27 protein-coding genes are annotated in these 22579 nt (G+C 69.6%); 11 read left to right on the plus strand and 16 right to left on the minus strand.

The window, feature by feature from the left end:
- Both FJM51_RS04535 and FJM51_RS04540 read right to left on the minus strand, forming a co-directional pair.
- Window positions 1–462 (minus strand): hypothetical protein (locus FJM51_RS04535; RefSeq protein ID WP_140452937.1); only part of this gene is annotated, 462 nt, incomplete at its 3' end.
- A gap of 631 nt (window positions 463–1093) precedes the next feature.
- On the minus strand, window positions 1094–1282 hold the full coding sequence (locus tag FJM51_RS04540; RefSeq protein ID WP_140452938.1) for a hypothetical protein: 189 nt from the start codon (window positions 1280–1282) through the stop codon (window positions 1094–1096).
- 194 nt (window positions 1283–1476) lie between these two features.
- Here FJM51_RS04540 and FJM51_RS04545 point away from each other — a divergent pair, with 194 nt between their 5' ends.
- Window positions 1477–1653: an amidohydrolase family protein gene (locus FJM51_RS04545; RefSeq protein ID WP_233712994.1), complete on the plus strand. Its 177-nt coding sequence runs from the start codon at window positions 1477–1479 to the stop codon at window positions 1651–1653.
- 547 nt (window positions 1654–2200) lie between these two features.
- On the opposite strand, the gene FJM51_RS04550 is transcribed toward FJM51_RS04545, so the two are convergent.
- The 3 genes from FJM51_RS04550 to FJM51_RS04560 are packed head-to-tail and all read right to left on the minus strand — an operon-like array spanning window position 2201 to window position 5296.
- The gene (locus FJM51_RS04550; RefSeq protein WP_140452939.1) at window positions 2201–3247 is read right to left on the minus strand and encodes an ABC transporter substrate-binding protein; all 1047 of its coding nucleotides are present in this window, start codon (window positions 3245–3247) and stop codon (window positions 2201–2203) included.
- On the minus strand, window positions 3244–4638 hold the full coding sequence (locus FJM51_RS04555) for a sensor histidine kinase (protein WP_140452940.1): 1395 nt from the start codon (window positions 4636–4638) through the stop codon (window positions 3244–3246). Before FJM51_RS04555 ends, FJM51_RS04550 begins: the two co-directional genes overlap by 4 nt.
- A complete protein-coding gene (locus tag FJM51_RS04560; protein WP_140452941.1) occupies window positions 4625–5296 on the minus strand; it encodes a response regulator transcription factor in 672 nt (223 codons plus the stop codon). The genes FJM51_RS04555 and FJM51_RS04560 overlap by 14 nt, the downstream gene beginning before the upstream one ends.
- A gap of 183 nt (window positions 5297–5479) precedes the next feature.
- Here FJM51_RS04560 and FJM51_RS04565 point away from each other — a divergent pair, with 183 nt between their 5' ends.
- The 4 genes from FJM51_RS04565 (at window position 5480) to FJM51_RS04580 (ending at window position 9519) form a co-directional block, all read left to right on the plus strand.
- Window positions 5480–6448 carry a Bug family tripartite tricarboxylate transporter substrate binding protein gene (locus tag FJM51_RS04565; RefSeq protein ID WP_140452942.1) on the plus strand — a complete coding sequence of 323 codons (969 nt, stop codon included), beginning with the start codon at window positions 5480–5482 and terminating at the stop codon, window positions 6446–6448.
- Window positions 6449–6541: 93 nt separating this feature from the next.
- Window positions 6542–6979, plus strand: coding sequence for a tripartite tricarboxylate transporter TctB family protein (locus FJM51_RS04570; RefSeq protein WP_140452943.1), 438 nt, complete (start codon window positions 6542–6544; stop codon window positions 6977–6979).
- Between the two features lie 13 nt (window positions 6980–6992).
- Window positions 6993–8510, plus strand: a complete 1518-nt coding sequence (locus FJM51_RS04575) for a tripartite tricarboxylate transporter permease (protein WP_140452944.1) — start codon at window positions 6993–6995, stop codon at window positions 8508–8510.
- Window positions 8503–9519: an AbrB family transcriptional regulator gene (locus FJM51_RS04580; protein ID WP_140452945.1), complete on the plus strand. Its 1017-nt coding sequence runs from the start codon at window positions 8503–8505 to the stop codon at window positions 9517–9519. Before FJM51_RS04575 ends, FJM51_RS04580 begins: the two co-directional genes overlap by 8 nt.
- 10 nt (window positions 9520–9529) lie before the next feature.
- On the opposite strand, the gene acpS is transcribed toward FJM51_RS04580, so the two are convergent.
- Complete coding sequence (acpS, locus tag FJM51_RS04585) at window positions 9530–9955, minus strand: holo-ACP synthase (protein ID WP_140452946.1); 426 nt, start codon at window positions 9953–9955, stop codon at window positions 9530–9532.
- Window positions 9956–10028: 73 nt separating this feature from the next.
- On the opposite strand from acpS, the gene FJM51_RS04590 reads away from it, so the two are divergent.
- Window positions 10029–10562, plus strand: a complete 534-nt coding sequence (locus tag FJM51_RS04590) for a GNAT family N-acetyltransferase (protein WP_181164445.1) — start codon at window positions 10029–10031, stop codon at window positions 10560–10562.
- Window positions 10563–10574: 12 nt separating this feature from the next.
- On the opposite strand, the gene FJM51_RS04595 is transcribed toward FJM51_RS04590, so the two are convergent.
- The 6 genes from FJM51_RS04595 to folK form a co-directional block, all read right to left on the minus strand.
- On the minus strand, window positions 10575–10868 hold the full coding sequence (locus tag FJM51_RS04595) for a DUF1330 domain-containing protein (RefSeq protein WP_140452947.1): 294 nt from the start codon (window positions 10866–10868) through the stop codon (window positions 10575–10577).
- A 44-nt stretch (window positions 10869–10912) separates the two neighbouring features.
- On the minus strand, window positions 10913–11686 hold the full coding sequence (locus FJM51_RS04600; protein ID WP_140452948.1) for a pyridoxine 5'-phosphate synthase: 774 nt from the start codon (window positions 11684–11686) through the stop codon (window positions 10913–10915).
- A gap of 68 nt (window positions 11687–11754) precedes the next feature.
- Window positions 11755–12402, minus strand: coding sequence for a DUF2062 domain-containing protein (locus FJM51_RS04605; RefSeq protein WP_140452949.1), 648 nt, complete (start codon window positions 12400–12402; stop codon window positions 11755–11757).
- A gap of 60 nt (window positions 12403–12462) precedes the next feature.
- A complete protein-coding gene (locus FJM51_RS04610) occupies window positions 12463–14607 on the minus strand; it encodes a RelA/SpoT family protein (RefSeq protein WP_438502747.1) in 2145 nt (714 codons plus the stop codon).
- A gap of 63 nt (window positions 14608–14670) precedes the next feature.
- Window positions 14671–15018 (minus strand): DNA-directed RNA polymerase subunit omega, encoded by a 348-nt coding sequence (rpoZ, locus tag FJM51_RS04615; protein WP_140452950.1) that lies wholly within the window; start codon window positions 15016–15018, stop codon window positions 14671–14673.
- Window positions 15019–15154: 136 nt separating this feature from the next.
- Window positions 15155–15736: a 2-amino-4-hydroxy-6-hydroxymethyldihydropteridine diphosphokinase gene (folK, locus tag FJM51_RS04620; RefSeq protein ID WP_140452951.1), complete on the minus strand. Its 582-nt coding sequence runs from the start codon at window positions 15734–15736 to the stop codon at window positions 15155–15157.
- 150 nt (window positions 15737–15886) lie between these two features.
- Here folK and FJM51_RS04625 point away from each other — a divergent pair, with 150 nt between their 5' ends.
- The 4 genes from FJM51_RS04625 to rnhA all read left to right on the plus strand — a co-directional run bounded on the left by FJM51_RS04625 (window position 15887) and on the right by rnhA (window position 18494).
- Entirely contained in the window at window positions 15887–16465 is a 579-nt protein-coding gene (locus tag FJM51_RS04625; RefSeq protein WP_140452952.1) for a LabA-like NYN domain-containing protein, read from the plus strand.
- 157 nt (window positions 16466–16622) lie between these two features.
- Window positions 16623–17573 carry a 4-hydroxy-3-methylbut-2-enyl diphosphate reductase gene (ispH, locus tag FJM51_RS04630; RefSeq protein WP_140452953.1) on the plus strand — a complete coding sequence of 317 codons (951 nt, stop codon included), beginning with the start codon at window positions 16623–16625 and terminating at the stop codon, window positions 17571–17573.
- Window positions 17570–18028 carry a DUF3429 domain-containing protein gene (locus FJM51_RS04635; RefSeq protein WP_140452954.1) on the plus strand — a complete coding sequence of 153 codons (459 nt, stop codon included), beginning with the start codon at window positions 17570–17572 and terminating at the stop codon, window positions 18026–18028. The genes ispH and FJM51_RS04635 overlap by 4 nt, the downstream gene beginning before the upstream one ends.
- Complete coding sequence (rnhA, locus tag FJM51_RS04640; protein ID WP_140452955.1) at window positions 18021–18494, plus strand: ribonuclease HI; 474 nt, start codon at window positions 18021–18023, stop codon at window positions 18492–18494. Before FJM51_RS04635 ends, rnhA begins: the two co-directional genes overlap by 8 nt.
- 17 nt (window positions 18495–18511) lie before the next feature.
- On the opposite strand, the gene FJM51_RS04645 is transcribed toward rnhA, so the two are convergent.
- From FJM51_RS04645 to FJM51_RS04660, 4 genes are all read right to left on the minus strand, one after another.
- A complete protein-coding gene (locus FJM51_RS04645; protein ID WP_140452956.1) occupies window positions 18512–19279 on the minus strand; it encodes a hypothetical protein in 768 nt (255 codons plus the stop codon).
- A gap of 71 nt (window positions 19280–19350) precedes the next feature.
- Complete coding sequence (fmt, locus tag FJM51_RS04650) at window positions 19351–20268, minus strand: methionyl-tRNA formyltransferase (RefSeq protein ID WP_140452957.1); 918 nt, start codon at window positions 20266–20268, stop codon at window positions 19351–19353.
- Window positions 20269–20329: 61 nt separating this feature from the next.
- Complete coding sequence (gene def / locus FJM51_RS04655) at window positions 20330–20845, minus strand: peptide deformylase (protein WP_140453247.1); 516 nt, start codon at window positions 20843–20845, stop codon at window positions 20330–20332.
- 65 nt (window positions 20846–20910) lie between these two features.
- Window positions 20911–21738 (minus strand): lysozyme family protein, encoded by an 828-nt coding sequence (locus tag FJM51_RS04660; protein ID WP_140452958.1) that lies wholly within the window; start codon window positions 21736–21738, stop codon window positions 20911–20913.
- A 124-nt stretch (window positions 21739–21862) separates the two neighbouring features.
- On the opposite strand from FJM51_RS04660, the gene FJM51_RS04665 reads away from it, so the two are divergent.
- Window positions 21863–22576: a phosphatidylserine decarboxylase gene (locus tag FJM51_RS04665; protein WP_267901367.1), complete on the plus strand. Its 714-nt coding sequence runs from the start codon at window positions 21863–21865 to the stop codon at window positions 22574–22576.
- The last annotated feature ends 3 nt before the right edge of the window (window positions 22577–22579 follow it).

Raw genomic sequence — 22579 nt, forward strand, 5'->3', positions numbered from 1 at the left:
GTTGCCCTCGCCCGTCATGATGTTGGCGAAGTTGTCGCCGTGAAAAGTGTTGACGGCCGCGTCGCCCAGATAGGGGTTGGGGAACACCTCGTAGGGGTCGCTGTCGATGGTGACGATCATCGCGACCGCCGAGAGCGCCGTTGGCGGTCCGTCGGGGAAATGGAAGTAGGTCTCCCCGCCCGCGTCGAACACCACGACATCCACCGCCGGACCGGTTGGAACGATGACGCCGGCGACGCTAATTCCCGCCTGAACCGTGCCGCTGCCGACATAGGTCAGAGAATTTCCGTCGAAAGTGCTGATTCCGCTGTCAGCGTTGCTCAGTGTGCCTTCGTTGTCGGCGAGGGTTCCCGTGGTCTGCGCGCTGAACGTTGAAAGCAGCAAGGTATTCTGGCCGGATAACAGATCGGGAGCAATCAAAGGTCCATTGTAACGACGCACACCTATGCTGGCGGTAGGCATGTGGATCCCTTCCCTTTTGATCTTATATTTTTATATTATTGCCGTTTTATGGATATATATCCGCAACGACTCAGATTTCGTACCATGCACTCGTACAACGTGTCAATTACACGATCGTGATCTCTGGTCCGTGGATTTCGGGGCCGTGAGCTAGCAACCGGCCCCCGGCGCGACTGCTCAACCCGCGCCGGGGACCTGACCAGGCATCCGGCAGAGGTGCCCGGGCGGCTGGCTGCGCGAGCAGATCCGCTTCTTCGCAGGCGCGTCAATAGCTAGTCGGATCTGCCCAGGGCCTCGCCTACAGCAGCAGAAACGGAAGCGCGAGCACGACCACCGCCGCGCCGCCACAGATGATCCAGAAGTGCGTTCGATTCCAGAGAGGCGATGTCGCGTAACACGCTCCGCAGGCCTCGGCGCCAAGGCGCATATGGTGGCCGCAAGTTCCGCAACGAAATATTCGTTTATTTGAAAGCATTCAGATTTACCCCAGGCCAAAGATATAAATGCGGTGAGGGGGCGTCGCGCAGTTAAAGGCACCGGCACCGATTCGACCAACGGGATTTTGCGAACGCGCGGACGATCGAGGTCCGCCGTTCACGCCTCGTGCTCGAGCTACGCGGCCGCTCACTCGTCATGAAAGCTCGTCCTGCGTCGCCCCGCGCGCCTCGGCCTCCGCGTTCAGCTCGAAGATCCGGAGCGCATTTCCGGCGTACTTGACCCGGCCTAACGCCACGGCCATAGCCAGACCGTGCTTGCGCACGAGCCTGCCAGCCTCACATCTGGCTGCTGCGATTGCGAAGGCTTCCTTTGTCCACATCATCGTGGTGGCTCCCCAAGATCTTCGGGGGGAGCATTGGACCAACCGGAGCAACGATACAACTCCCCCGATTAGTCTGGGTCGCAAAGCGATTGGGAAAGTGGACGGCCGGCGCATAGCTTCCGGTGGGGGAAGCTCGCCTTCGGCTTTGAACCGCCCCGAGCGCCCAAAGAGCCGAGATGAGGTAACTCGCCACCATATGGCCGGCATGGCAACACTTCGAGGACACCACGAAAGGCTCGATCGAGCCCGGCAAGCTCGCCGACTTCGTGGTGCTATCCACGGATCCGACCGCCATCGATCCGGAGACGATCGACACGATCGACGTCGTTGCCACGATCGAGGAGGACGCGGTCGTCTTCGAGGCGCGGTAGGCCCGAGCCCGATGAGGTGGCCACGGGAGGCAGCCTGGCGGCGAAGGCCGCGCCGTCGGCACGGGCGCCGGGGATCAGCTTCCGGTGACGGGCTGAAGGCGGAGGCCACGCCCTCACGAATGGCATCACCTGCGGCATAACTGAGTTGGCATCCCATAATCTCCTGGAGAGGAGATAGATGTATGCCAATCACGCAACAGTCTTCGCGGCATGATTCTTCAGTCCAATAGCGTTATTGCTTGACTTTGCTGCAATGCAGCGTAAAAACATCGTTTATGGTGCATTGCACCATATCCGCCCAGCACAGGGCGTTTCCTCCCTGACTAGGCCGGGTCATTGTGGCTCGGCCCTTTTTTTGGCGCATACCTTCCGGCGCCGCAGCCCTGACCCGGTTTGCAAACGGCCTGTAACTCATTGATTTACGGATGTCTGACCCAGCCTCGGTTTGCGAAAAGACCGAATGCCCTCAGTTAGGTTGAACGGTTTTGGGTACCGTAGGTCGCTGGTTCGAATCCAGTCGCCCCGACCAGCCGCCAGTTGCTCCCCCTCAGCGCGTTTCCGGAAAGGTCTCCCGCCAGAGCGCCAGAAGCCGCGCGCGCTTCTGCCGGTCGAGGCCGACGAGCAGGACGGGCGAGAGCGGGATCGGGCGGGTGAACTGCGCGTCCTCGGGCGGATTTCCGGGGCCGGGGGTGAGATAGGTCTCGGCCAGCGCTCGCCGTCCCGGTTCGGAGAGCAGGAAATCGACGAACGCGCCCGCCGCGCCGGGGTCGCGCGCGCCCTTCGGAATGAAGGCTCCGCGCGACAGGACGAGCGTGTAGTCGGAGGGCGTCACCACCGCGAGATCCGGGTTGGTCGCCGCCCGCACCATCGCATAGGGACCGAGGATATTGTACGCGACGAGGTATTCGCCCCGCGCGACCGCGTCGACGATCTCCGCCGAACAGCAGGTGGCGACGACGCGGGCCCGGCCGAAGGCCTCGATCAGCCCGCCGAAGGTCGTCGCCTGGATCGAATCGAGGAAGGCGAAGAGATAGCCGATGCCGGATCGCTCGATATCGTAGGTGGCGATCCGGCCGGCATAGACGCCATCCTCGCGGCGCAGCAGGTCGAGCAGGTCGAAACGCGAGGCGGGGGCGTCGCCCGGCGGCAGCAGCGCGCGGTTGTAGACCATCACCGCGGGCTCCGAGGTCAGGCCGAAGAGCTCGTCGCGCCAGTTGCGTTCCGGCGGCAGCGCCGCGGTCCCGGCCGAGCGATATGGCTGGGCGCAGGCGTCGTTGACGAGCTTCACCTGCTGGTCGACCGCCGAGGAGATCACAAGGTCCGGGACCGGCGCGGCGCCCGCGCAGGCGACCGTCATCGCCGCGAAGAGATCGTTGGTGTTCCATTGCTCGAGCGTCACCGCGACCGCCGGATGGGAGGCGACGAAGGCCTCGAGCGCCGGTGCGAAGGCGGGGATGTCGAGCGCGCCCTGGATCAGGATCGGATGGGCCGCGTCGGCCGCGCCATAGCGCGCGACGGCCTCCGGCCCCGGCTGGGCGGCCGCGCCGGAGCCGAGGCCCGCCAGGACGGCGCAGGCGAGAACGGCCCGCCTCATCGCACCACCCCGGGCAGTTCCAGCGCGACGATGAAATGCCCCTCGCCCGTGTGTCCGAAGCGTAGCGCGCCGTCGTGGGCGCGCGCGACCGCGTCGACGATCGCGAGCCCGAGCCCGGCGCTCCGCGCCGAGACGCCGGCGCCCCGCGCGTAGCGCGTCGTCGCGTCCGCCCAGTGCTCCCTCGGCATGCCCGGCCCCGCGTCCTCCACCGCGAGCACGGCCCGGCCGGCCTCGGCGCGGACGGAGACGGTGACCGGTGGCCTGCCGTGGCGGAGCGCGTTGAAGAGCAGGTTCTTGCAGGCCTCGACCAGCGACAGCGCGTCGCCGAGGCAGGGCACCTCCTCCTCCGGCAGATCGAGATGAAGCTCCGCGGCCGAGGCGAAGAGGTCGCGGTCGGCCTCCCCGGTCGCGCGGATCGCCACTTCGCGCAGGTCGAGCCGCTCGCGCGGGACCGCGTCGGCGCGGTGGATGATGAGCGCGTGGTTCAGGAGCTGGTCCGCGAGGCGGCTCAGCGTCACGGAGCGGTCGTGGATCCGCCCGACGATCGCTCGCTGCCGGGCGGGGTCGGGTTCCTCCGCCGCGAGTTCTGCCTGGGCGCGCAGCGCGGCGATCGGGGTCCGCAGCTGGTGCGAGGCATCGGCGATCAGCGTGCGCGTCGCCGCGCTCTGGCGGCTGATCCGGTCCATGAAGCGGTTGAGCGCGCCGGTGAGCCCGGCGATCTCGCGCGGGACCGGCGTGCCGATCGGGGTCAGGTCCGTTGGTGGCCGCCCCGCGATCGCCCGCTCGATCCGCCGCAGCGGTTCCAGCGCGGAGCGCGCGGCGAAGGCGGCGAGCGCGGTCATCAGCAGGCCCGCGAGCGCCACGAGCACGAGCGCGTGCTCGGTGATGTCGCGGGCAAGCTCGCCTCGCGCGCGGGTGGTCTGACCGACGACGACCGCGACCGGCCCGCTCAGGTCGCGCTCGGCGAAGAGGCGGTCCGTCACCACGAAGCGCGCGGGCTCGCCGCCGAAATCGCCGTTGTAGAAACCCTCGAACCCCGGTTCCGGCCGGGGCAGGTCGTAGCCGGTGACGATGCGTCCGTCCGGGGCGAAGACCGCGTAGATCACCCGGTCGTCGGGGGCGAGCGCCAGGAGTTCGAACGCGCTGACCGGCAGGTCGACGCTGATCGCCCCGTCCCGCGGCGCCGTCGAATCGGCGATCTGGCGCGCGGCGCCGACGAGGAGCCGGTCATAGGCCTGCCGGGCCGCGCCCCGGCCATAGGCGAAGGCGAGCGCCGCGACGAGCAGGCCGCCCGCGGCGAGCAGGAGGGCGAGCGCCCCGGCGAGCCGCGCGGTCAGCGAGACGCTGCGCGGCGGATCGAGCGGCGCCGCCGGTCCGTCAACGCTCGGCAACGAGCTGGTATCCGAGGCCGCGCAGCGTCCGGATCGAGACGCTGCTGCCTTCGAGCTTGCGTCTCAGGCGCGCGACATAGGTCTCGACCGCGTTCACGCCCACCTCCTCCTCGTTGAAGGAGAACATGCGGTCGAGGATCCGCTCCTTCGGGATCACCCGGCCGCGGTTCGCCAGCATGATCTCGAGCAGGCTGAATTCGCGCCGGGTGAGGGTGACCGGCACGCCCTGGACGCTGAGCGCGCATTGCGCGGGGTCGAAGACGATGTCGCCGAATTCGATCAGCGCGGCGCGCGACTCCCCCGCCCGCCGCGTCAGCGCGCGCACCCGCGCGTGCAGCTCGCGCAGGTCGAAGGGCTTCACGAGGTAGTCGTCGGCGCCCTCGTCGAGCGCGGAGACGCGATCGTCCACCTTGGAGCGCGCGGTCAGCATCAGCACGAAGGTCGGGCTGGCCGCCGCCCGCAGCGCGGCGAGCACGTCGGTGCCGCTGCCGTCCGGCAGGCCGACGTCGAGGATGGCGACGTCGTAATCCTGCACCGCGATCAGTTCCAGCGCATCGGCGACGCGCGCGGCGTGGTCCACCGCGTCGCCGCGCCGGGAGAAACTCGCCTCCACCGCCTCCGCGACATCCAGGGCATCCTCGAGCAGCAAGACACGCATTCCAACCCCTTCCGCCCGCTTGTTCGACCGCGGGTCGGTCACGGGGCGGAGCATATCCCCGGCGCGCCGGGCGGGAAAGCCATGCGACAGGCTCATGACAGGTTTCCCCTCTAGTCAGGGCGGAAGGCCCGCTCCGTCGGGAGCCTTGCAACGAAAAGATCAAGAGAAGATCCGGAGGAACCCTTGTCCAAGTTCACCTCTCTCGCCCTCGCCGCGGCCTTCGCGGCCACGCTCGCCCTGCCCGCGGCCGCCGAGATCGACCGGCCCGAATGCATCGCCCCCGCCCAGCCCGGCGGCGGCTTCGACCTCACCTGCCGCGTGGCGCAGCAGGGTCTCGAAGGGCTGTTCGACCGGCCGCTGGAAGTCTCCTTCATGCCGGGCGGCATCGGCGCGGTGGCGTTCAACATGTTCAACACCACCCGCACCGACGATCCGAACGCCATCGTCGCCTTCTCGACCGGGTCGCTGCTCAATCTCGTCACCGGCAAGTACGGCGCATGGACGGTCGACGACGCGCGCTGGCTCGCGACGGCGGGGACGGATTACGGCGCTGTGATCGTGCGCGCGGACAGCCCCTATCAGACGCTCGGCGACCTGATGGCGGCGCTCAAGGACGATCCGGCCAGCGTCACGGTCGGCGCGGGCGGGTCGGTCGGCTCGCAGGACTGGATGAAGGCGGCGCTGCTCCTGAAGGCGGTCGAAGGTGACCCGCGCAAGATGCGCTACGTGGCCTTCGACGGCGGCGGGGAGGCGCTCGCGGGCCTGATCGGCGGCGCCATCCAGGCCTATACCGGCGATATCGGCGAGATGTCCGCGCATATGGACGGCAGCCTGCGCATCCTCGGCGTCATGTCCGACGAGCGGCTGGACCCGCCCTTCGACGAGGTGCCGACGCTGAAGGAACAGGGCTACGACGCGACCTGGCCGATCATGCGCGGCTTCTACATGGGCAAGGACGTCCCGGACGAGGATTTCCAGGCCTGGGTCGCCGTCTTCGAGAAGGCCCATGCCAGCGACCAGTTCCACAAGGCGCAGGCCGAGAAGGGCCTGCTGCCGCTGAACCTGTCGGGCAAGGAATTCGACGCGGCGGTGCGCGAGCAGACCCGCCAGCTTCACGACCTCGCCGTCGAGACCGGGCTCATCGCCAACTGACGCCTCCGGCCGGCGCGGGGGCGCGCAAGTCCCGGACCGCGCCGGCCGATCCTTCCCCCGCCCGCGCGGCGGCCCATCTTTCCCGAGGTTCCCATGCCTGACCGGATCTTCGCCGCGGCGCTCGCCGTCGTCACGCTGATCTACGGCGCGCTCGCCTTCTTCGTCATTTCCGCGCCGTTCCAGTACGACCCTCTCGGCCCGGAAGCCTGGCCGCGGCTGCTCTCGGTCGCGATGCTCCTCTGCCTGATCGGGCTGCTCTGGCGCCCGGCCACGCGGGATTTCGACGTGGACGGCCCCAGCTGGGCGCGGCTCGCGCTCGTGCTGGCGCTGCTGGTCGGTTACGCGGTGCTGTTCCAGCCGCTCGGATTCATCCTCTCGACCGCGCTCTTCGCGGCGATCACCTCGCGCCTGCTCGGCGCCGCCTGGCCGCGCGCGGCGCTCTTCGGCGTGCTGATCGGCGCCGGCGGCTACCTGCTCTGCGTGGGGCTGCTCGACCTCAATCTGCCGGCCGGCCCGCTGCCCCGGCTCTGAAGGACCCTTTCCGATGATGGAAGTGCTCTCCGGGCTCGGCACCGGCTTCTCGGTCGCCCTGACCCCGTTCAACCTGATGCTGGTGCTCGGCGGCTGCTTCGCCGGCACGCTGATCGGCGCCCTGCCCGGCATCGGCCCGATCAACGGCGTCGCCATCCTGCTGCCGATCGCCTACGGGCTCGGCTTTCCGCCGGAATCGGCGCTGATCCTGCTCGCGGGCATCTATTACGGCGCCGAATACGGCGGCCGGATCTCGTCGATCCTGCTGAACGTGCCCGGCGACGCCGGCGCGGTGATGACGACGCTCGACGGCAACCCGATGGCCAGGAACGGCCAGGCGGGCAAGGCGCTGTCGCTCTCCGCCGTCGCCTCCTTCGTCGGCGGCACGGTCTCGGTGGTGCTGATGTCGCTCTTCGGGCCGGTGCTCGCGAGTTTCGGCGTGAAGTTCCAGCCCTCGGACTACGTCGCGCTCATGGTCTTCGCCTTCGCCTGCCTCGCCTCGCTGGTCGGCTCCAGCCCGGTCAAGACGCTGATCGGCGCGCTGATCGGGCTGATGCTCGCGACCGTCGGCGTCGATGCGAATACCGGCGTGCAGCGCTACAGCTTCGGCATTCCCGACCTGCTCGCCGGGATCGATTTCCTGATCGTGGTGATCGGCCTCTTCGGCATGGCGGAACTCTTCCACCTCGTGGAAAGCCAGGTCCGGGGCCGGCTCTCCACCGTGCCGATCGACAAGAGCTTCGTCACCTGGGCCGATCTCGCCCGGACGAAATGGACCATCCTGCGCTCCTCGCTGATCGGCTTCATCATCGGCGTGCTGCCCGGCACCGGCGCCTCGGTCGCCTCGGCGGTCGCCTATGGCACCGAGAAGCGGATGGCGGGCGCGGGCGGCGCGAATTTCGGCAAGGGCGACATCCGGGGCCTCGCGGCGCCCGAGGCGGCGAACAACGGCTCCGCCGGCGGCGCGCTGGTGCCGATGCTGACGCTCGGCATCCCGGGATCGGGCACCACGGCGATCCTGCTCGGCGCGCTCCTGATGTTCAATGTGACGCCGGGGCCGATGCTCTTCGCGCAGCGGCCGGAGATCGCCTGGGGCCTGATCGCATCGATGTACATCGGCAATGTCGCGCTTCTGGTGCTGAACCTGCCGCTGGTCGGGCTCTTCGCCCGGATGCTGACGATCCCGCAGCACTACCTGACGCCGCTCATTGCCATTCTGGCCTTCATCGGCATCTATTCGATCGTGGGCAATCCGTTCGACCTCTACATGATCATCGGTCTCGGCGTCTTCGGCTGGATCCTGCGCAAGCTCGACTTCGCGCTCGCGCCCGTCATCCTCGGCTTCGTGCTCGGCAGCCTGTTCGAGAACAACCTGCGCCGCGCGCTCTCGATCTCCGGCGGCGACTGGCGGATCCTGTTCTCGACGGTGGACAGCCTCGTGCTCTACGCGCTCGCGGTCGCGGTGGTCGTGGTGCCGATCTGGCTGTCGCGCCGCTCCCGCCGGTTCGCGGCCGTCGCCGAAGATGAATGACGCCTTCGCGCTCCCGCTCCGCACGCTCGCGATCGGCGGGGCGGGGGCCGCGCTCGCCGCGGCGGCGGGCCTGCCCGCCGGCGCGCTGATCGGCTCGAGCCTCGCCGTCTCGATCGCGGCCTGGAACGGGATCAGGGTGGCGGTGCCGCCGCTCCCGCGCGAGATCGCCTTCGCCGGGATCGGGGTCTCGCTCGGGTCCGGCATCAAGCCGAGCATCCTGCATGACGTCGCCACCTGGGCGACGAGCCTCGGTCTGCTCTGCCTCTCGCTGGTCGCGACGCTCGCGGTCGCCGCGCTGATCCTGCGCCGGGTGTTCCGCTACGATTTCGCGACCTCGGTGCTGGCTTCGAGCCCCGGCACGATGTCCTACGCCGTCGCCGTCGCGCAGGGGGGCCGGGGCGACATGATCACCATCGTGATCCTGCAGAGCCTCAGGCTGCTCATCCTCGCCTCCGCCCTGCCGCTCGCGATCTTCCTCGCGATCTCGCCCCCGGCGCAGCTGGCCCCGCCGCTCGTGATGGGGCTGGTCGCGAGCGCGGTGCTCGTGGCACTTGCGATCGGCCTCGGCATTCCGCTCGGCCGGGCGGGGCTGCCGGCCTCGTTCCTCGTCGCCGGCATGCTGCTCTCGGGCCTCGCCCACGCGCTCGGCCTCGCGGAGGGCCGGCTGCCGCCCTGGGCGATCTTCGGCTGTTTCGCGATCACCGGCTCGGTGATCGGCACGCGCTTCTCGGGCATCTCGGCGCGGGCGATCCTGTCGCTCGTCGGCGCGGCGGTCGCGACCACGGGCACGGCGGCCGTCGTCTCGGCCCTCTTCGCCGCCACCGCGGCGCGACTCACGGACCTGCCCCTCGGCCAGGCCTGGGTCGCCTTCGCGCCCGGCGGGGTCGAAGCCATGGCCGCGATCGGCCTCGGCCTCGGCTACGATCCGGCCTATGTCGCGATCCACCACCTGGTGCGGATCCTGTTCCTGATCGTCGCCCTGCCCCTGATCCTCGGGCGGAGCCGGTGAGGCCCGGCGGTCACACCACCACGCTCGGCGGCGGCCCGGGATCCGGGATCGCCTCGAGGATGACGACGGCGTAGGCCCAGGGGTGATCGTCGGTCAGCGTCAGGTGCAGGACCGGCACGTGGCCCGGCGGGGTGAGCGCGGCGGCGCGCTCCCGGGCCCAGCCGGTCAGCATCAGCGTCGGCTGGCCGGTGGCGAGATTGACCACGCCCATGTCGCTCCAGACGATGCCCATCCGGAGCCCGGTGCCGAGCGCCTTCGAACAGGCCTCCTTCGCCGCCCAGCGCTTCGCATAGGTCTCCACCCGGTTCGCGCGGCGCTCGGCGGTCGCCCGTTCGATCGGCGTGTAGACCCGGTCGAGGAAGCGGTCGCCGAAGCGTTCGAGAGTCCGGCCGATCCGCTCGATATTGCAAAGATCGTTGCCGATGCCGAGGATCATGCCGCCGCTCCCGCCGGGTGTTCGTCCGGTCGTTCTAGCGGCAAGCGGGACCGGGTCCAACCAGAGAGACACGATGGCGGACATCACGATCAGGGCGGCGGAGGAAACCGACGCGGCGGGCATCGCCGCGATCTACAACGACGCCGTGGAGCATACGACGGCGATCTGGAACGAGGCGACCGTCGACGCGGCCAACCGGATCGACTGGATCCGCGGCCGGCGGGCGGCCGGCTATCCGGTGCTGGTGGCGGTCGATCCGGCGGGCCGGGTGGCGGGCTACGCCTCCTTCGGCGACTGGCGCGCCTTCGACGGCTATCGCCACACGGTCGAGCATTCCGTCTATGTCCGGGCCGACGCGCGCGGAGCCGGGATCGGCCCGCGGCTGATGCGGGCGCTGATCGCGGAGGCGCGCGACCTGGGCAAGCACGTGATGGTCGCGGGGATCGAGGCGGGCAATGCCGGCTCGATCGCGCTGCACGAGCGGCTCGGCTTCGCGCGGGTCGGCTTCATGCCCCAGGTCGGGACCAAGTTCGGCCGCTGGCTGGACCTCGTCTTCCTGCAGCTCACGCTCGACGCGCGCGAGCGGCCCGGGGATGCTGCGCGCTAGCGCCTTCGGGGTTCAGCCGAGCTCGCCGCGCAGCAGGACCAGGCTCCGCTTCGCCGCCTTCGCCGCGAAGACCCGCGCCGCCTCGTAAGCGGGATCCTCGTAGCAGGCTCGCGCCGCCTCGTGGCTCGGAAACTCGACGAGCAGCATCCGGCTCGCGTCGCGGGCCTCCAGAAGCCGCGCGGCTTCCGAGACGCTCACGAGACGCGCCCCGTACCGCTTCGCGATCGGCGCCCAGAGGGCCCCGTATTCCGCCTGCGCGGCCTGGTCCGTGATCTCGGTGCCAAGGATGAGCCAGTAGCCTTTCATTCGATCCTCCCGATCATGCCCCTTCCGCTCCGGAGGCGGGGCGGTCAGTCCGCGCGGTTCCGGACCAGGGCGCGGGCCGCGTCCATCGCGGCGCGCATCCGCTGGATCGAGGCCTCGAGTCCGACGAAGATCGCCTCCCCGATCAGGAAATGGCCGATGTTGAGTTCGGCGAGCTCCGGGATCGCCGCGATCGGGCCGACGCTGTCATAGGTGAGCCCGTGGCCCGCGTGCACCTCGAGGCCGATCCCGCGCGCGAAGGCGGCCATCTCGACGATGCGCGCCAGTTCCGCGTCGCGCGCCGCCGTCTCGCCCGCGACTTCGGCGTCGCAATAGGCGCCGGTATGAAGCTCGATCACCGGCGCGCCGATGCGCCGCGCCGCCTCGATCTGGCCCCGGTCGGCGGCGATGAACATCGAGACCCGGCAGCCGGCCTCGGCGAGCGGCGCGACGAAATCCGCGAGCCGGGCCTCGTCGCGCAGGATGTCGAGCCCGCCCTCGGTCGTGCGCTCCTCGCGTTTCTCCGGCACGAGGCAGACGGCATGGGGCCGGAGCCGCAGCGCGATCGCGCGCATCTCCTCGGTCGCGGCCATCTCCATGTTGAGCGGCAGGGTGAGGTTCGCGGCCAGCGCCTCGATGTCGGCGTCGGTGATGTGGCGGCGATCCTCGCGCAGATGCGCGGTGATTCCGTCGGCGCCCGCCGCCTCGGCGAGCCGCGCGGCGCGCAGCGGGTCGGGCACCGGCCCGCCCCGCGCGTTCCTGACGGTCGCCACGTGATCGATGTTCACCCCGAGCCTGAGCCGTCCATCTGATCCGGTCATGATGAGAGGTCCTTTCCGTCAGCCGCGCGCAGGTTATACGCCCGGCCGCGCCACTTGCCAGCCCGCGCTCATTCGGCCTCGCCGGCGTGGGTCGGCGCGGCGTCGAGCCGCGTCTTCGCCCGCCGGAGCATCCGCGTCCGCCGTCGCGCCTGGTAGGCGGTGACGATCGGCCGCACCATGTAGTACGAGGCGATGCCGGTGACGATCCCCGGCAGCAGGCCGCCCACCATGTAGGGCCAGGCCATGTCGTAGACGAAGAGGCTCAGCTTCTGCCATTGCGGATGGCCGAAGCCGAAGAGGCTGAGCGAGCTTTCCCAGAGCCCGGACGCCGCCTGGCTGAAGGCCTCGGCGATGCGGCCGAAGTCGCGGCCGGAAACCCCGTGGCCGAGGATGCGGCGGCCGAGCGTCAGGCTCAGCCCCGCGATGAAGGGAAAGGTCAGCGGATTGCCGACCAGCGTGCCGATCAGGCTCGCCATCACGTTGCATCGGAGAAGCCAGGCCAGCCCGACGCCGCAGACGAGGTGCAGACCGAAGAGCGGCGTGAAGGAGATGAAGGCGCCGCAGGCGAAGCCGAGCGCGATCCGGTGCGGCGTGTCGGGCAGGCGGCGCACCCTGTGCCCGAGATATTCGATCCCGCGCCGGTAGCCCCGGCGCGGATAGACCCATTCGCGCAGCCGGACCAGCACCGGCGGCTTGTCGCGTCGCTTGAAGACCATCGCGCGTGACCGCCGCCTTCCCTTCCTGACCGGCGCGACGGCCCCGCCGCGCCGAAGCCGTCAGCCGCCCGCGGCTGCTTCCTCGGTCGAGGGCGCGCGGTAGCGCCGCGCCTCGGCCACATCCGAATCGGCTTCGAGCGCCGTGAGGATGTGCGTCAGGTGTTCCATATCCCTGACCTCCGCGTCTATCAGCAGTCGATAGAAATCCGGCTTGCGGTCGGCGAAGACGATGTTGGTGATGTTGGCCCTATGCTCTCCGAGCAGGGTGCAGATCCGCCCGAGCACGCCGGCGTCGTTCGCCATCACCACCTCGATCCGCACCATATGCTCGGCATGGGCGTTGCCTTCGGCCCAGCGCAGGTCGATCCAGCGGTCGGGCGTATCCTCGTAGGCGACGAGGCTCGCGCAGTCGATCGCATGGATCACGACGCCCTTGCCCCGCACGGCGATGCCGACGATCCGTTCGCCCGGGATCGGGTTGCAGCAGGGCGCGGGATGCGCGGTCTGGCCGGAGCCGAGGCCGATGACGACCGACTGCTTCGGATCGGGCGTCCGGGGCAGCCCGGCCTCGCGGATCAGTTCGGGATAGAGCGTGGCGACCAGATCCTTGCCCGTCATCTCCGCGCCGCCGAGCCGGGCCAGCACGTCGTCGGCCTCCTCGAGGCCGAGCCGGCGCGCGGCGGTCTCGAGCGCCTTGTCGGTCGCCTTCTTGCCCACGCGCTCCAGGCTGACGCGGGCGATCTCGCGGCCGAGCCGCACCTGGGTCGCGCGCTGCTCGCCCCGGATCGAGCGGCGGATCGCGGATTTCGCGCGGCCGGTGACGACCATGTCCTCCCAGGAGGGCTGCGGCCGCTGCCCCTCGGCGCGGATGATCGTGACCTGCTGGCCGTTCCTGAGCTTGGTCCAGAGCGGCACGCGCTGCCCGTCGACCTTGGCGCCGACGCAGCTGTCGCCGATCCGCGTATGGATCGCATAGGCGAAGTCGATCGGCGTGGCGCCCTTCGGCAGGTTCACCACCTCACCCTTCGGCGTGAAGCAGAAGACGTGGTCGGTGAACATCTCGAGCTTCACATGCTCGAGGAAATCGCTCGAATCCTCATTGCCGTCGAATCGCTCGGTGATCGCGCGGAGCCACTGGAACGGATCGACCGCGAAGGGATTCTCGAACCGCTCCCCGTCCTTGTAGGACCAGTGCGCGGCGACGCCTGTCTCGGCCACCGCGTGCATCTCGGCGGTGCGGATCTGCACCTCGACCCGTTTGCCGTCGCGGCCCGAGACCGTGGTGTGGATCGAGCGGTAGCCGTTCGACTTCGGCTGGCTGATGTAGTCCTTGAACCGCCCCGGCACCGCCGTCCAGCGCCGGTGCACCGCGCCGAGCGCGGTGTAGCAGTCCGCGACCGAATCGGTGATGATGCGGAAGCCGTAGATGTCCGAGAGGCGCGAGAAGCCTTCCTTGCGCTCCTCCATCTTGCGCCAGACCGAATAGGGCTTCTTCTCCCGGCCGAAGACCACCGCCTCGACCCCAGCCTGGTCGAGCGCGACGCGGATGTCCTCGGTGATCTTCGGGATCACGTCGCCGCTGTCGTTGCGAAGCGTGACGAAGCGGCGGATGATCGACTTGCGCGCTTCCGGGTTGAGGATGCGGAAGCCGATGTCCTCGAGCTCGTCGCGCATCCACTGCATGCCCATCCGGCCCGCGAGGGGCGCGAAGATCTCCATCGTCTCGCGCGCCTTGCGGGCCTGCTTCTCGGGCCGCAGGTGGCGGATCGTGCGCATGTTGTGCAGCCGGTCGGCGAGCTTCACCAGGAGCACGCGCGGATCGCGCGACATCGCCATCAGGAGCTTGCGGAAATTCTCCGCCTGCGCGTTCTCGACCGAGGAGAGCTCGAGATTGGTGAGCTTCGTCACCCCGTCGACGAGCTGCGCGATCTCCTCCCCGAAGCGGCGGGCGATCGCGCCATAGGTCGAGCCCGTATCCTCGATCGTGTCGTGCAGCAGCGCGGTGATGATCGTCGCGTCGTCGAGCCGCTGCTCGGCGAGCAGCATGGCGACGGCGACCGGATGGCTGAAATAGGGCTCGCCCGAGGAGCGCAGCTGGCCGGAATGCATCTCCCGGCCGTATTCATAGGCCTCGGCGAGCAGCGCCGAACTGGAATTGGGATTATAGGAGCGGACGAGATCCGTGAGGCTCGTGACCGGGATGATGCCGTCGGGGCCCGGCTTGACCGGGATCATCTCCGCCATGGCGGTCGGGCCCCCGGGTCTTCGTCAGTTCTCGCCCTGCGCTTCCATCAGCGCGCGCAGCAGCCGTTCCTCGGACATGTCGTCCTCGACGGGCGCGTCGTTGCCGATGAGCAGCGCCATGTTGTCCTCTTCCGGCTCGTCGACCTCGATCTGCCGCTGGAAGCTCTCGATCGCCGAATCGCGCAGCTGGTCGGCGGTCAGCGTCTCCTCCGCGATCTCGCGCAGCGCCACCACCGGGTTCTTGTCGTTGTCGCGGTCCACGGTCAGCGGCACGCCGGAAGCGAGCGCGCGGGCACGGTGCGCGGCGAGCATCACGAGCTCGAACCGGTTCGGCACCTTGTCGACGCAGTCTTCAACGGTAACGCGGGCCATAGGGCAGCCTCCAGATCATCCTGAGCGCGGAAAAACATTACGTATCCCCCTCCGGCCATGATGGCAAGGGGGGTCGCGAAAACGCCCGAGGCACTCGGAGCATCAAATCACGCCCGCCGCCCCGGAACAAGATGCCTCACACGATGTCGCGCGGCCGCAGCCGCCGGACCGAGGCGCGCTCCTCCTCCGGCAGCGCCTCCAGCATCTCGCGCACCGAGAGGCCGAGCAGCGGATGGCGCCAGTCCGCCGCCACCTCGGCGAGCGGCGCCAGCACGAAGGCCCGCTCCCGCAGCCGGGGATGGGGGACGATCAGCCGGTCGGGCGCCATCAGCGCCTGTTCCCCGGGCGGCAGGTTCATCCAGCGTTCCACCGTCTCGCGGTCGGGCAGCACCCGCTGGCCGGCCGCGAGCAGATCGAGATCGCAGACCCGCGGCCCCCAGCGCCGGTCCCGCCGCCGCCCGAGACTCGCCTCGATCGCATGGAGCCGGGCGAGGAACGCCTCCGGATCGAGGTCGCTTTCGACGCGCGCGGCGGCGTTGACATAGTCCGGCCCGGACCCGGCCGGAAAGGCGGGCGTGCTAAACCATTGGCTGAATCCAAGGACCATGTTATGGTCCTTGCCCAGGAGGTCGATCGCAGCCCTGAGGGTGGCGACGGGGCCGCCGACGGGAGAAGGCAGGTTGGCTCCCATGGCGATCAGGTACGTGTTTTTCGGCATTTTGACGGATCTCGCGGCGTGATCGGCGACTGCCCGTTCGTGGGGCTTTCGCCCGCGCAAGCAACGACATATAACTGCCTGCCCGGAGGGGCGCCCACCTCCGGACAGTGATACGAATGCTGTTGATCTTTTCAAGGAGGCAAATAGGGCATGTTCTATCGCGATGAGCGCCTCGCGCTGTTTATCGACGGTGCGAATCTCTACGCGGCGGCCAGGTCCCTCGGGTTCGATATCGATTACAAGCTCCTGCGCACGGAATTCATGCGTCGCGGGAAGCTGGTTCGGGCGTTCTATTACACCGCGCTTCTCGAGAACGAGGAATATTCCCCGATCCGGCCGCTCGTTGACTGGCTGAACTACAACGGTTTCGCGATGGTGACGAAGCCCGCGAAGGAGTTCACCGATTCGATGGGCCGGCGCAAGGTGAAGGGCAACATGGATATCGACCTCGCGGTCGATGCCATGGAGATGGCGCCGCATGTCGATCACATCGTTCTTTTCTCGGGGGACGGCGATTTCCGGCCGCTGGTCGAGTCGCTACAGCGGCAGGGCGTGCGCGTCTCCGTCGTCTCGACGATCCGCTCCAGCCCGCCGATGATCGCCGACGAACTGCGGCGCCAGTGCGACAACTTCATCGAGCTCGACGAACTGCGCGAGGTGATCGGCCGCCCGCCGCGGGGCGAGCAGGCGCAGCAGCAGGCGAGCGTGCTGGCCGAGGAAGACGACTGAGCCCTTGGCCCCGGATCGCGGCCCGGCTGCTCGCGTGACGATAATCGCTCCGTCCCGGACAGCGGGACGGACGCGCCGCCGGGGTCTGTCATCCGGCGCCCGTCGCCTCTATATTGCCGCGGATGGCCCATGCCGGGCCGATGATCCGCGAGACACCATGCCCGAGCCTCTGACCCTCTATCTCGCCGCGCCCCGGGGCTTCTGCGCCGGGGTCGACCGCGCCATCAAGATCGTCGAGATGGCGCTCCGGAAATGGGGGGCGCCGGTCTACGTCCGGCACGAGATTGTCCACAACAAGTACGTGGTCGATACGCTCCGCGCGCAGGGCGCGGTCTTCGTCGAGGAGCTCGGCGACTGCCCGCCCGACCGCCCGGTGGTCTTTTCCGCCCACGGGGTGCCGAAATCGGTGCCGGCGGAGGCCGAGGCGCGGCGGATGCTCTATGTCGACGCCACCTGCCCCCTCGTCTCCAAGGTCCATATCGAGGCCGAGCGGCATTACGAGAACGGGCTCAGGATGATCATGATCGGCCACCGGGGCCATCCGGAGGTGATCGGCACGATGGGCCAGCTGCCCGAGGGCGCGGTCACGCTGGTGGAGACGGTCGCGGACGTCGCCGGGCTCGCGCCGGAGGATCCCGACCGTCTCGCCTTCATCACCCAGACCACGCTCTCGCTCGACGACACGGCCGAGATCGTCGCCGCCCTGCGCGCGCGCTTCCCCAACATCGCGGGGCCGCGCCGGGAGGACATCTGCTACGCCACCACCAACCGCCAGGAGGCGGTGAAGGCGATGGCGCCGATGATCGAGGCGCTTCTGGTGATCGGCGCGCCGAATTCCTCGAATTCGCAGCGCCTGGTCGAGGTCGGCCGCAGGGCCGGCTGCGCCTATGCCCAACTCGTGCAGCGCGCCGCGGACATCGACTGGCGCGCGCTCGAGGGCGCGCGCGCGGTCGGCATCACCGCCGGCGCCTCGGCGCCGCAGGTGCTGGTGGACGAGGTGATCGCGGCCTTCCGCGAGCGCTACGAGGTGACCGAGGAACTGGTCGAGACCGCGCGCGAGGATGTCGAGTTCAAGGTGCCGCGCGTGCTGCGGGAAAAGGTCGCATGAGCCGGGTTCCGCTGCCCGCGCTGGTCATCGGCTGGCTCGGGCTGGTGCCCTTCGTCTACGCGGTGGCGCTGCTCTTCGCCACGCCCGGCACGCTGCCGACCTTCGGCGTCGCGCCGACCGGGCCCGCCGGGGGCCTCCATGTGCTCGAATCCTTCGGGGCGGCGATCCTCGCCTTCATGGGCGGCTGCCTCTGGGGCTTCGCCTCCGCGCCGCCGCGGGTGCCGCGCTGGACGCTGCTCCTCGCCTCTGGCGTGCCGGTGATCGCGTCCTACTTCGCGATCCAGTCGCATCCGGCGCGAAGCTGCGTCTTCCTCGCCTTCGGCTTCGTGGCGCTGCAGGGGATCGACATCGTGTTCCAGCGGCTCGGCGTCGCGCCGGACTACTGGTTGACGCTGCGCCTGCCGCTGACGGCGGGGGTGATGACCTGCCTGCTGATCGGGGCGGTTCATGGCTGAACTCTTCGCCTATACCGACGGCGCCTGCTCGGGCAATCCCGGGCCCGGCGGCTGGGGCGCGCTTCTCGTCGCGCGCGATGCCGGGAAGGTCGTGAAGTCGCGCGAGCTGATGGGCGGCGAGGCGATGACCACGAACAACCGGATGGAGCTGATGGCCGCGATCTCTGCGCTCGAGGCGCTGTCGCGCCCGACGGAGCTCACGCTGGTCACGGATTCGAACTATCTGCGCGACGGCGTCACGAAGTGGATCCACGGCTGGCGCCGGAACGGCTGGAAGACCGCGGACAGAAAGCCGGTGAAGAACGAGGATCTCTGGCGCCGGCTCGACACCGCGGCGGAGCGGCACCGGATCCGCTGGGACTGGGTGAAGGGCCACGCGGGCCACGAGGAGAACGAGCGGGCCGACGAACTCGCCCGGCGCGGCATGGCGCCGTTCAAGCCGGTCCGGGCGACGGCCGGGGCATAGGCCGGACCGCCCCGCCGTCAGTCGCGCAGTTCCCCCTCCTCCGCCAGAACCTTGACCAGAGAGACGAGGTTGCCGGCCCGCACGTTGATCGACCCCTTCACGACGAAGCCCATCTTTCCGTCCCCGAAATCGCGGAAACCGCCGCTCGACAGGTTGGTGTGGAGGATCCTCAGCTTCTCGGGCAGCTCGATGCATTTCATCTCGTTCCCGAGGGTCTCGTTGATCGTTTCCCGCGCCCTGCGGGCGATGCGCTCGCTGAGCCCGAGAAGATTCAGGATGCCGCCGACGAGCCCCTTGGGATCGAGCGAAAGCTCGGCCACCTCCCCGCCGAGGCAGTTGTCCTCGATCCTGCCGCCGACCAGCGCGTCGAACGCCGTGATGTTGCCGAGGCGCCGCTGGCGGCTCCCGAGATCCGACGGGTCCGGACAGCGGTAGGTGATGATCTGGACGCGGCCGAGAAGGCGCAGCGAATCGACCTCGGCGCGGACGCTCTGAACCTCGACGCCGATCCGCCGGGTACAGGTATCCTCGACGACCTTCGAGAGGAGTCCGGGCAGCGCCTCCTGGAGGGGGGCGAGGTCGCCGGCGACCTTCAGCGCGATGACATCGTCGTTCACGGCCTCGAGATAGAGTTCCATGCTGACCGGAACCGGGCCCCGCCCGGTCTGAAGGACGTGCCGGAAGCGGATCGGGGCCTCCTCGCCGGCGGCCGCGAACGGGAAAGCCCAGGCCAGCGCGAGGGCCAGACCAGCGGGGGCGAGCGGAAACGCCCTGGCATGCTTCATGATATCCCTCCGGTTCCGGAGACCATATCACAGTCTGGCGAAGGGAAATCCCGAAGCGGAGTTCCGCGGGGTCAGACGAGATGCGCGCCCGGCCGGACCGGGAAGCCGCGCAGGAAATCCTGCGCCGCCGCCGGACCCTTGCCCGCCCGCTGCAGCCGCAGGAGGCGCAGCGCGCCGTCGCCGCAGGCGATCGTCAGCGCGTCGTCGAGCACGGTGCCGGGCGCGGCCCCGCCGGGCGAATCGGGCACCAGGACCGAGGCCAGCAGCTTCACCCGCTCGCCCGAGATCTCGCACCAGGCGCCCGGGAAAGGCGAAAAGGCGCGGATGCGCCGGTCGATCTCGGCCGCGGAGGCGGTCCAGTCGATGCGCGCCTCCGCCTTGTCGACCTTCGAGGCGTAGGTCACCCCCTCGAGGGCCTGCGGCAGCGGACGCAGCGCGTCGATCCGGTCGATCGCCTCGACGATGAGATGCGCCCCCATGATCGAGAGCCGGTCGTGCAGGCAGCCCGCCGTGTCCTCCGGCCCGATCCGGATCGCCCCTTCGAGCCAGACGGGGCCGGTGTCGAGCCCCGCCTCCATCTCCATGATGGCCACCCCGGTCTCGGCGTCGCCGGCGAGGATCGCGCGCTGGATCGGCGCCGCGCCGCGCCAGCGCGGCAGGAGCGAGGCGTGGATGTTGAAACAGCCCCGCGCGGGCGCCGCGAGCACCTCGGGCGGCAGGATCAGCCCATAGGCGACGACGACCGCGAGCTCGGCCCCGATGTCGGCGAAGGCGCGGCGTTCGGCCGGATCGCGGAAGTTCAGCGGCGCGCGGACCGGGATCCCGAGTTCCTCCGCCGCGCGGGCCACCGGACTCGGGCGCGGCTTCTGTCCGCGTCCCGCGGGCCGCGGCGGCTGGGTGTAGACGGCGGCGACCTCATGCCCGGCCTCGACGAGCGCGCGCAGCGGCGGGACGGCGAAATCGGGCGTGCCCATGAAGATCAGCCGCATCGGGCCTCCGTTCGGTCGGCCGGTCCGGAGGCCGGGCGGCGCCCGTTCCGGTCGCGGCGGGTCAGGCCCGGGCTCTCTCGCGCTTCAGCTTCTTCATCTTGGAGGTGATCATCGCGCGACGGACCGGGCTCAGGTAGTCGATGAAGAGCCTGCCGCGCAGATGGTCGAGTTCATGCTGCACGCAGGTCGCGGGACGTTCGGAGAATTCCTCCTCCCGCACATGCCCGTCGATATCCATCCAGCGCAGCCGCACCCGGTCGGGCCGGGTCACGTCCTCGAAGATGTCCGGGATCGACAGGCACCCCTCCTCGCTCGCGACGAGCGTGTCGGAGGCCCAGGTGATCTCGGGATTGAGGAAGACCATCGGATCCGGCGTCTCGTCCTTGCCGGCGCAATCCATCACGAAGACCTGCTTCATCACGCCGATCTGGGTGGCGGCGAGGCCGATCCCGGGCGCGTCGTACATGGTCGCGAGCATGTCGTCGGCCAGCTGCCGGACCGAGGCGTCGACGCCCCTGACCGGCGCCGCCGTCTTGCGGAGCCGGGGGTCGGGGTGGATCAGGATCGGACGAAGCATTGCCATGGTCGCGAGATAGGGGATGAGGACAGCGTTGACAAGCACCGCCCGCCGGGGGCGGCGCCTCAGTAGAGCCATGCCCCGGGGCTGACGAGGAGCGGCCGCGCCGCGCCGGTGAGCGGCCGTCCGCCGGTGAGGAGCGGGCGCCCGCCCGCGCCCGGCATCGCGCCGGCGACGGCTTCCGCGGGCATGCGCGCGACCGAGCCGGGCAAGGCCGGCGCGGCCGGACCCGCGCCGGCCATCTTCGCCCGCGCCCGGCCCGCGCGCCGCTCCGCCCGGCCGGCGCGACGCGTCTCCGGGGGGGCGCCGGCGGCGCGCCACCCCCGACCCGGCGTCGCGAGCACGTCTTCCGGCCCGAGGCCCGCCAGGATCCGGTCGAATCGCTGGCGGTAGACGGCAGCGAGGTCCGGCGACAGCGAGTGATAGGCGCCCGCCGCCTCGGACCAGCTTCCCCGCTCCTCGTAGAGGTTGCGCAGGAACTGCGCGGCGTAGGTCGCGGTCCATTGCGGGTCGAACATGTCCTCGAGGCTCGGGAAGGCATGGCCATGCCAGCGGTAGTTGATCTGCGCGCAGCCCACGTCGAAGCTGTCGCGCCCCTCCGCGAGGCTCCGGCGCGCGAAGGCGATCGCGGCCTGCCGATCCGGAAACCAGTGGCCCTGGCCTTCGCGGTTGATCGCCCATGGATAGGGCCGGATACGCCCCGAGGACTTCCGGCCGGTCTCGGTCAGCGCCACGGCGTGGAGCACCTCGACCGGCACCCCGCCCCGGCGCGCCCCGTCCGCGATCGCCGCCTCACAGAGCGCGGCGTCGGGATCGCTCTCGGAGCGGGCCGGGCCGGCCGCGAGGAGCGCGAGGCAGAGCGCGAGCACGCGCGCGACAGTGGCCATCATCATCCGGCACCTCCGACGAACGGAACCTGCCTGCCACGGGAAGGTTATCGGGAGGTTGCGTCCGAAGGTCGCCAAGGCGCTTTCAACGGAGCCTCGCATGCCCTAATTAACCATCACAACGGAAACGGTGGAGCGGAGAGACCGCCGAATGGACATGATTTCGACGGTCGTGAAGCCGATCCACCGGGAGGGATGGAAGTTCATCCCTGTCTTCGGTATCGTCGCGCTGCTGCTCTTCCTCGTGTGGGAGCCGCTCGGCTGGCTCGGCCTCGGGCTGACCGTCTGGTGCTACTACTTCTTCCGGGATCCGAAACGCGTCACCCCGACCCGGCCCGGCCTCTTCGTCAGCCCGGCCGACGGCGTCGTCTCGCTGATCGAACCGGCCGCGCCCCCGCCGGAACTCGGCCTCGGGCCGGAGCCGCGGACCCGGGTCAGCGTCTTCATGAACGTCTTCGACTGCCACGTGAACCGGACGCCGATCGCGGGCACCGTCACGAAGGTCGCCTACCGGCCGGGCAAGTTCCTGAACGCCTCGCTCGACAAGGCGAGCGTGGACAACGAGCGCAACGCGCTCGCGCTCCGGCTCGCGGACGGACGCGACATCGCGGTGGTGCAGATCGCGGGCCTCGTCGCCCGGCGCATCCTCTGCGAGACGAAGGAGGGCGCCACGCTCGCGACCGGCCAGCGCTTCGGGATGATCCGCTTCGGCTCCCGCGTGGACGTCTACCTGCCCGATGGCGTGGCGCCGCTGGTCGCGATCGGGCAAGGCACGATCGCGGGCGAGACGGTGATCGCCGATCTCGCGGGAAGCGAGCCGGCGCGGCTGGGGGAGGTACGCTGAGCG

Source organism: Amaricoccus solimangrovi (assembly GCF_006385685.1).
GTDB classification, from domain to species: Bacteria; Pseudomonadota; Alphaproteobacteria; order Rhodobacterales; family Rhodobacteraceae; genus Amaricoccus; species Amaricoccus solimangrovi.